Raw genomic sequence first — 8615 nt, 5'->3', positions numbered from 1 at the left:
ACCTCTCATTATGTAAGTTCTAAAGTAATACTATGTTAGTTTATAGTATTAGCTATGACTACCTTTATTACTGTCTAAATGCTATTTATATGACTACTATTTTGCTTGTTTTTTGCATTTTCATACTCCTTGTCTTGTCAGTTTACCTTTTCTCCAAAGCTGAACAGGAAGCTCAACTTCGTAAACAGAAGGATCTTTACTTAGCATTAGATCGAGAGGCAGTATTAATTACTACCATACAACAAGGAAAAGTGCAAGAGACTTGGTGTTATATCAACGATATTCGCTCTCATTTCAAGCAAGCTAATGTAACCATAGAGAATGCGCCCGCAACTATTGATGGATTCTTTAGTAAATAGCTAGTTCTTCTAAATCAGTGCAGTGCCGCTTTCAGAGGCAAATTTAGAACAATATTACCTTCGGCTTCAACGAGTTGATCTAATCGATCAAGCACTTCGCCCTCATCAAAATAGCGTAGTGCCATATGAATAAAGTTATGGCTATGTTTTGCTTCGGAGGCCCAAAGCACCTTATAAAATCGCTGTAGTTCAGGATCTTCTACGTATTCGCTTATCATCTTAAACCGTTCGCACCCCCGGCATTCAATAAGTGAAGCCAACAGCAATCGATCCCTAAAGCGTGTTTGAGGCGTACCGCCGTGACCTAATGCCATCAACTGCTTAATATAAAGGTCTGGAGCCATTTCAGCGGCTAAAGGCACGTCCCGCTGTTGCATTAGCTGGTAAACCTGCTGAAAGTGCTCTAACTCTTCAATACCGGTTTCAATTAGTTCAGGAATTATTTCGTGCCGTTCGGGATATTTAGCGACAAAGCTCATTGCCATGGCTGATGCCTTTCGTTCGCAATCGGCGTGATCTTGCAAAAACTGATTAAAGTCTTTTAAAACAGTTTCTAACCAGGCTTGACTAGAGGTTACTGATAACTCAACTTTATGTTGTACCATACTTCGCTTTGAATTTGAATCAAATTTTGCCAAATAGAAAAAGGAAGGCACTATATCTATGCCTCAATCACGTCTCGATACTATTGGTCAAATATACTTTAAAAGATTTAAATGCTACCCGCCCCAACTAGCAAGTCGCCTTAATCCTAATACCAAAGTTATCTGGGTGATTCCTTGTTACGACGAACCTGATATAGTAGCTACGCTCCGATCATTGGCTACTAATCAACCGCCTCAATTCCCAGTAGAAATACTGATTGTAATCAATAGTAGCTCTAGTGAACGTGATGAGGTGCTTCAGCAAAACAGAAAAAGTGAGCAACAGATTAATTACTGGATTGAGCGAGAGCAACCCTCGTTTCTCACTTGCCAGATTATTCATGCTAATGATTTACCTCCGAAGCACGCTGGAGTAGGATTGGCCCGTAAAATTGGCATGGATGAAGCACTTCGCCGCTTTATTTCCATTGGCTACGATGGGTTGATTATGAATCTGGATGCTGACTGCGTGGTGTCTACTAACTACTTACAAACTGTAGAGCAAGATTGGCTGGCTCAAAGCCCCGCCGTGGTAACCGTTTACTTCGAACATGATTTGTCGCTAATTGAGCTGCCCGAACTACAGCAAGGCATTGTTTATTACGAACTGTTTTTGCGTTACTACATTAGTGGCTTACGATACGCCGAGTTTCCTCACGCCTTTCATACAGTAGGCTCTTGCATGGGCTGCCGAACTTCAACCTACGCACTAAGCGGAGGAATGAACCGGCGCAAGGCGGGAGAAGATTTTTACTTCTTGCACAAAGTAGCCCCATTGGGGAAGCTGACTCAAGCTACGGCTGCCACTGTTTACCCCTCGGCTCGCACTTCTAACCGGGTTCCGTTTGGCACGGGGAAAGCGCAGTTAGATTGGCTAGCTCAATCCAGCCGTCACCAATCCCTGTACCATCCACAATCCTTTGAAGATTTAAAAACGTTTCTTACCCAAATTCATCACTGGTATCACCGTGATATTAGTAATGTGGAACAGCTACCTCCATCGATACAGCACTTTCTCGAAAGTCAAGATTTTGATCAAACTTGGAAGCAGTTACAAGCTAACACTCGTTCGTGGTCAGTATTTCGTCAGCGTTTTTTCGCCTGGTGGGACGGGTTCCGGGTATTGAAGTATATTCACTATACCCGCGATCATTTTTACCCACCACTTTCCGCTGAAGAAGCGGGATTTAAATTATTAGAAAAACTTTGTATATTAAAGTCAAATAGGCCGTATACAGCTAAAGAATTACTCACTAAGTATCGAAAATTAGATAGGCAGAATTATTGAAATAGCCATAATATTTTTTAAACTTTGCTCTGAATTTTTCAATAGAATAGCAAGATGACTGCATATCCTCATAATGTAAATGTCAGCGGAAAATCACCTTGGCCCTGGACTAAGCGGCAAGTGCGAATCGAGGACGATATGTACCTAACGATAGCTCGCCCTATCGGTATTCATTGGCACCGGCATGTTGGCAAAACGCCTTCGGGTCAGACTATCTTTTCATTGAGAAAACAATCTCCTTTTTCTCACGACTACCTACTGGAAGAAGCCAATCGCCCAAAAGTAACCATTCGCCCTATTCAAATCGGCCATTGGGTATGCGATTTAACCACTGCGACTTTAGAAGTTTATCATTTGGGTGGTTCCAAAAGTATTATCTCTCAAAATGGTTGTCAGGTGGCAATTATGTCCGTTCAGCCCGGATTTTCTTTGCTCAATAAGCATCAAGTTCGGCTGAGAGTAAACGAGGAGAAGTACCTGAATTTATCAATTGCGATGGCTTTGCTATTAGATGATTACAACTTACATCTGAGCGGTAGTATTTTTCCGAAGGCTGAAGTTTCTACCCTACAGACCGGCTAAACTGATTGCAATTTGCGTACCTTTATGGTATGGCAGGGCGAAAGATCCTTCGGGCAGCCGCAGGAGGAATACTCATTAGTTTTATTACTTATTTTGCGCTCTTTCAACGAGTCGATCATCGTCCTCTCGCTGAGCAGCCTTATTATCAACTAGCCCTTCAGCAGCTCGATAGTACTTCCTTTCTTCTAAATCAAAATGGTACGTTTGAAGTTGGTTGGAGCAAACGGAATATCACTCCTTCTGAACCTGCTCATCTAATGGGCTACGGCTGGAAAGGAGACTACCAAAGGGTACAAGACTCACTTTGGGTACGCTCAATAATACTGCGATTAGATACGATGGTGGTGGGTATTGTATCCTATGATCTGATGTTGACCCCGCCGTTGGTGGTAGAGCAAGTACAAGCAGCTTTATCAAGTGTCGGAATAGATTATGTTTACTTCAGTGCTATCCACACGCATAAAGGCTACGGCGGTTGGGAGCAGGGTTTTGGTCGTGAGCTAATTGCCGATTGGTATGATCCCAACCTAGTTAAATTACTGGTAAATCAGACGATTGCTTCGCTACGGGAAGCTCATGAGCGGGTTTTGCCTGGTAAAATTGCTTACGTTCAGTTTGCGTTAGATTCCTTGGTAAATAATCGTTTAATACGAGGCGGTCCGGTGGAACCCTACTTACGAGCAATCTACTTTCAGAAAGAAGACGGTACTAAAGCGATTTTTAGTAGTTTTCCCGCCCATGCTACCTTCACTGATTCAAAATTAAAGAACCTTTCGGCTGACTATCCGGGTGAACTAGTTCGGCAGTTGGAACGTGATGCTGCCGTTGAATTTGCTATGTTTGCCGCCGGAGCAGTGGGTAGCCATAGCCCCCACCGAGTTGGCCTGTTTTCTTACGAAAAACTGCAAGCTTACGCCAGTCATATAGCCTCGCCGCTATTAACCGCTATTGATAGCCTCCCCTACGATTCTGTAACTCAGCTCGGATTTGCGGAAGTTAACCTTCCACTAGGCGATCCTCAACTACGAATTACCGAAAATTGGCGGGTTCGTCCGCTATGGTTTCGACAATTCCTAGGAACGCACTTCCCAAAAATTAGCTTTCTACAACTCAATGAGCTAACGTTAGTAGGCACCCCCGGTGATTTTTCAGGACTGCTGTATAATCGTATCGGGGCGGAGACGAACCCAGCCATTATTACCAGTTTTAACGGAGAATATATTGGCTACCTCATTCCTTCGGAGCATTATCACCTTAACCATCGAGAAACTCGCAGTATTAACTGGTACGGACCTTACACAGGCGATTACGTGACTGATATTATTAATAGATATTTGTCGCTTACACCTCACTAACAAAAATATGGCTAGCCACTTTATCTGACACACTGATAAGCTGCTCGTCTACTTGTAGAATCATAGATCGATCAAAATCCAATATACTGTCTACCCGGATTTGTGTCTGCAAATTTAGCCCTTGTTGCGACAAAAAATTCAACAGGCTAGGTTCGTCTTGCGTAACTCTGACTATTTTAGCGGTTTCCCCTACCGCCAGGGTTGAAAGAAGACGGGCCTCGCCACCATCCATTACCCCATCTTTATCGGGAATAGGATCACCGTGCGGATCTACTTTGGGATTGCCCAAAAAGTCATCAAGGCGATTAATAAGTTTCTCTGATTCAATATGTTCTAATTGCTCAGCGATTTCATGTACTTCGTCCCAGGCAAACCCCAACGTCTCTACTAAAAACACTTCCCACAACCGATGTTTCCGAATAATACTTAACGCAATGCTTCGTCCCTTATCACTTAGTTCAACCCCTTGGTATTTAGTATACTCTACCCATTGCTGCTCTTCTAGCTTACGGATCATATCGGTAACCGTGGAGGATTTCACACCCAAATGGTCAGCAATCTGGGTAGTCGATACGCGCTCGGCTTGCTCTCGAGAAAGATGAAAAATAGCTTTCAAGTAATTCTCTACCGTACGGGTGGTCATAACGGGCATAGACCAAAGGTAGAAAAAATCTACTGATCAAGTAGCAGAAATTCACGAAAGCTATGGAACACTCGATCGTTCAGCCCGTTCCCAAGTGACCGATTGACTACCTCGTAGATATCGTAGAATTCCTCGGAAAACAGCGTAGTTCATAATAAAGAAGTAGTAGGGAATAAAAAATGCTTTAATCTTGATTGACTTATTCTCCAGAACATACCCTATTAAAGCTGCCAAGTAGAACAGTATTTGACCGTAGAAAATTAGTTTATAAAAATCGCTCTGGCTATAAAGAAAAATATTTAGAACAAACACCAGGACTAAAGCAAACGGAGTAACTGTCCAACGCAACACCCGATGAGAAATATATTGAAAACTAAGGATACCGTAGCGAAAAATATTTAGCAAGGGCTTCAATCGCACGATGGATTGAATGCCTCCCGCCGCAATTCTTATTTTACGCTTTAGCTCTTCTTTTACTGAAGCCGATGGGCCTTCCAAGGCAAATGCATCCGGTTCGTAGGCAATACGATAGCCCTTCTGAGCAATTCTCAGGGTTAGATAGAAATCTTCAATAATGGTATCTTTCGGAATATCCTCGTACAGTTCCGTACGCACTGAGAATAGTTCACCGGCCGCTCCTACCACCGAGTACAGTTCGGCATCCCAAGATTTCAGTGCGGACTCATACTTCCAATAAAACCCTTCTCCGGCCCCGCTGGCCGAATCTTTTTCAGCGATATACACCCGCTTCTCTCCTGCCACTCCGCCAATTTTTGGGTTTTGATAGTGACGAACGATATTTTGAATCGCTTCAGGGTTCAAATAGGTGTTCGCATCAGTGAAAATAACAATAGGAGTAGTTACCTCCTTCATTGTTCGATGCACGGCTGCAATTTTACCCCTTCGTTCGGGATGGTGCAATAGTTTTACTTCAGCGTACTGACGAACAATGTCAGGGGTAGCATCGGTTGAGCCGTCGGTTACAACTACTACTTGCCGTTTATTCGGCGGATAGTCAAGCTGAAGAGTGTTCTGAATCTTTTCTTCAATAAAATCTACCTCGTTATAAGCGGCAATAACTACGGTTACTTCCGGAAAATAATTCAGTTGAGCTGTATTGTTATCTTCTTTACCAGCAAGCCTCTTTATACCAACTAGTAAGCGTAGCACAATTCCGTAGCCTACGTAGGTATAAACCACCAATAGTAAGCAAATCCACCAGAAAACCTCAACAATTTGCAATACGGTAATTGTTATAATTGCTATTTCTGGGGCGGTTGGCTCGGTCGCACCTCAACTTTACTCGGCAAGGTACGGGGGTGCATGTGCATTAGATCTACCACCATTTGACCTAAGTCCTCTATCTGGATCTTCCAATCTCCGCTACTATCGGGTTGATTGTTATTAAAGTGGGTTGATACTGAACCCGGCATAATAGTGGATACTTTAATACCCTGCTGGCGCAAATCCAACATCACCGCTTGGGTGAAGCCCGTAAGACCAAACTTAGTAGCATTGTAACCCGCCCCGCCCGCGAAAAAGTTAGTTCCGGCCAAGCTCGAGATCGTGATAATATAACCCTGCGAGCTCTTCAGCGCATCTAAGCTAGCTTTGACGCTGTAGAATACCCCAGTAAGGTTGGTATCAATCATTTCGTTCCACTGTTCAGCGGTTAATTCTTCAATAGAGGCAAAGTGGCCCAAACCAGCATTAGCCACCAACAAATCCAGTTGCCCCCATTCATCCATTAGCTTTTTTACCGCTTGCTGCTGCGATTCCATATCGCGCACATCAGCTTCCAAACCTAATGCTTTTCCTTTGCTAGCTTGATTAAGTTTTTCGGCGGCTTCATCCGCACTGGACTGCGAGCGGCTGGTAATGGCGACTTTCATTCCTTCTTTTATTAGGGCTTCCGCCACTCCGTAGCCGATACCTTTACTTCCGCCGGTGACCAGAGCCACCTTATTTTCTAAATTTTGCATACGTGTTTTAGTTATAATCTGTATATTCTACTGGTTTTTCGGTAAAGAGTTTGGTCAAACTTCACGATTTCCTATTTTTACTCAATCTCAGCCACTACTGAACGTTTCCATTAGCAATATCTACTGCAGCGTTTGCCTACTACCTATTTTGCTATGTTACGCCTCATCGCTACGTATTTATTTTCTGCTTGGGCTACAACTAGTCTGGTAGCTCAACAAGCTTCTCACGAAATCGATAGCTTACGCAATGTACTGGAACAGTTTGAGGAGAAGGATACGGCTTATGTAATAACGCTACTCCGTCTTACCAACGAAGTTCGCTTTCAGGATACTAAACAAGCGATAAGCTACGCGCGGCAAGCAGTTGAACTATCTCGTACCTTGACCCAGCCTACCATTTTAGCGAGAGCTTTAAACTTTTTGGGAATCTGCTACGGTATGCAAAACATTCATTCCGAAGCCATCCGCTCCTTTCAGGAGGCGAGTCAAGTAGCTCAGCAGGCTGATTATACGCTGATGGTAGCTGAGAATAATAATAACTTAGCCTTAGTTTACAAGCAAATAGGGGACTATGCTACCTCATTACGCTATCAGATGCGGGCTGAAGAACTGTACGATTCGCTTAACTACGCCATTGGAATTGCCCGCAGCAGCAATAATCTGGGCAGCTTATTTAAACGTCAGGATGATTATCAGCAGGCAGAATCTTACTACCAAAAAGCGGTAAAAAGCTATCAAGTGATAGATAATAATCGAGGAAAAGCTTCCGCTCAGCTAAACCTAGGGTTGCTGTACATTAGTATGAAAAATTTCACCACCGCTCAAACCCTACTGGACAGTATGCTTGTGTATACTACGCAAAACAACCTTTTGTCCGAAAAGATACAAGTACTATTAGGCTTGGGGGATATCTATCTTCGCTCTACTCCCGAAAATGGGGAACAGCTATTTCCTCAAATCATTAATCCCAATCAGGCCGAAGTTTATTTTTTGACTGCCCTTGAAGATGCTCAGCAACTAGGATTAAAGGAGTTACAAGCCTCCGCTTTATTTAATCTTTCTCGCTTAGAGGCCAAGCAGGGTAATTCAAGAAGAAGTATTCAATACGCAAGCCAAGTGAAGACAATTGCTGACACGCTAGGAACTCCAACAATTCAGTCTAAAGCGGAAGAAGCCCTCGCACACGCTTATCAGCAAGCTGGTCGGTGGGAACAAGCACTTAATCACTATAAGAATTACCAAGCCTGGGAAGATAGTATTTATAATGAGCAAACCGCGGCACTGTATAAATCGCAGCAGGTGCAGTTAGAAGTAGCACAAAAAGACCGCGAGATCGAGTCTCAAACTTTGCAACTAGCTTCGTTGAACGAGCGCGTTACGTTGGAAAATCGTTGGAAGTGGACGCTCGGAGTTTCTAGTCTATTGTTGCTTTTAGCGGGGGTACTTTATTACCAGAAATTTCGAACTAGAAAAGCCTACGCTAGTCAACTAGAGGCTCGCAATGAGTTGATTACCAGCCAGAAAGAAGAGATAGAGGCAACTAAGCAGCAGCTAGAAGCTACCGACGATACGGTGAATTATTTTGCTTCTTCTCTATTTGGTAAGAATACTGTAGATGAAATTCTGTGGGATGTGGCGAAGAACTGTATTTCCCAACTGGGTTTAGAAGATTGCGTGATCTACCTACTAGACGAAGAGCGTCAGATATTGGTACAGAAAGCCGCCTACGGGCCCAAAAATCCGAAAGACTTCACTATTCACG

Annotated in this window: 9 protein-coding genes; 5 read left to right on the top strand and 4 right to left on the bottom strand. The window is 43.4% G+C overall.

Features of this window, described 5'->3' with window-relative positions:
- Positions 1-134: 134 nt before the first annotated feature.
- Positions 135-359: a hypothetical protein gene (locus WBA23_RS21400; RefSeq protein ID WP_424584320.1), complete on the top strand. Its 225-nt coding sequence runs from the start codon at positions 135-137 to the stop codon at positions 357-359.
- Positions 360-373: 14 nt separating this feature from the next.
- Here WBA23_RS21400 and WBA23_RS21395 read toward each other — a convergent pair whose 3' ends face one another.
- Positions 374-964, bottom strand: a complete 591-nt coding sequence (locus tag WBA23_RS21395) for a tRNA-(ms[2]io[6]A)-hydroxylase (protein ID WP_424584319.1) — start codon at positions 962-964, stop codon at positions 374-376.
- 58 nt (positions 965-1022) lie between these two features.
- Between WBA23_RS21395 and WBA23_RS21390 the strand changes: the two genes are divergently transcribed.
- Genes WBA23_RS21390 through WBA23_RS21380 form a run of 3 tightly spaced genes read left to right on the top strand, consistent with a single transcriptional unit; the run spans position 1023 to position 4228 of the window.
- Positions 1023-2291, top strand: a complete 1269-nt coding sequence (locus WBA23_RS21390) for a glycosyltransferase (RefSeq protein ID WP_424584318.1) — start codon at positions 1023-1025, stop codon at positions 2289-2291.
- Positions 2292-2345: 54 nt separating this feature from the next.
- A complete protein-coding gene (locus WBA23_RS21385; protein WP_424584317.1) occupies positions 2346-2873 on the top strand; it encodes a hypothetical protein in 528 nt (175 codons plus the stop codon).
- 29 nt (positions 2874-2902) lie between these two features.
- On the top strand, positions 2903-4228 hold the full coding sequence (locus tag WBA23_RS21380) for a neutral/alkaline non-lysosomal ceramidase N-terminal domain-containing protein (protein ID WP_424584316.1): 1326 nt from the start codon (positions 2903-2905) through the stop codon (positions 4226-4228).
- On the opposite strand, the gene WBA23_RS21375 is transcribed toward WBA23_RS21380, so the two are convergent.
- Genes WBA23_RS21375 through WBA23_RS21365 form a run of 3 tightly spaced genes read right to left on the bottom strand, consistent with a single transcriptional unit; the run spans position 4215 to position 6853 of the window.
- Positions 4215-4880, bottom strand: a complete 666-nt coding sequence (locus WBA23_RS21375; protein WP_424584315.1) for a metal-dependent transcriptional regulator — start codon at positions 4878-4880, stop codon at positions 4215-4217. The two genes, WBA23_RS21380 and WBA23_RS21375, sit on opposite strands and share 14 nt — an antisense overlap.
- 51 nt (positions 4881-4931) lie before the next feature.
- Positions 4932-6113 (bottom strand): glycosyltransferase family 2 protein, encoded by a 1182-nt coding sequence (locus WBA23_RS21370; RefSeq protein ID WP_424584314.1) that lies wholly within the window; start codon positions 6111-6113, stop codon positions 4932-4934.
- A 20-nt stretch (positions 6114-6133) separates the two neighbouring features.
- Complete coding sequence (locus WBA23_RS21365; protein WP_424584313.1) at positions 6134-6853, bottom strand: SDR family oxidoreductase; 720 nt, start codon at positions 6851-6853, stop codon at positions 6134-6136.
- Positions 6854-7006: 153 nt separating this feature from the next.
- Here WBA23_RS21365 and WBA23_RS21360 point away from each other — a divergent pair.
- Positions 7007-8615 (top strand): tetratricopeptide repeat protein (locus tag WBA23_RS21360; protein ID WP_424584312.1); only part of this gene is annotated, 1609 nt, incomplete at its 3' end.

Origin of the sequence: Tunicatimonas sp. (assembly GCF_049647865.1) — a bacterium.
Lineage (GTDB): Bacteria > Bacteroidota > Bacteroidia > Cytophagales > Cyclobacteriaceae > Tunicatimonas.
Note: the sequence above shows the minus strand (reverse complement) of the source record. Positions and strands in the feature narration are given on the sequence as shown.

Bases quoted from the DNA above. Each gene is read 5' to 3' on its own strand.
- WBA23_RS21395 (WP_424584319.1), bottom strand. From the start codon at position 964: ATGGTACAACATAAAGTTGAGTTATCAGTAACCTCTAGTCAAGCCTGG.
- WBA23_RS21390 (WP_424584318.1), top strand. From the start codon at position 1,023: ATGCCTCAATCACGTCTCGATACTATTGGTCAAATATACTTTAAAAGA.
- WBA23_RS21385 (WP_424584317.1), top strand. From the start codon at position 2,346: ATGACTGCATATCCTCATAATGTAAATGTCAGCGGAAAATCACCTTGG.
- WBA23_RS21380 (WP_424584316.1), top strand. From the start codon at position 2,903: ATGGCAGGGCGAAAGATCCTTCGGGCAGCCGCAGGAGGAATACTCATT.
- WBA23_RS21375 (WP_424584315.1), bottom strand. From the start codon at position 4,880: ATGCCCGTTATGACCACCCGTACGGTAGAGAATTACTTGAAAGCTATT.
- WBA23_RS21365 (WP_424584313.1), bottom strand. From the start codon at position 6,853: ATGCAAAATTTAGAAAATAAGGTGGCTCTGGTCACCGGCGGAAGTAAA.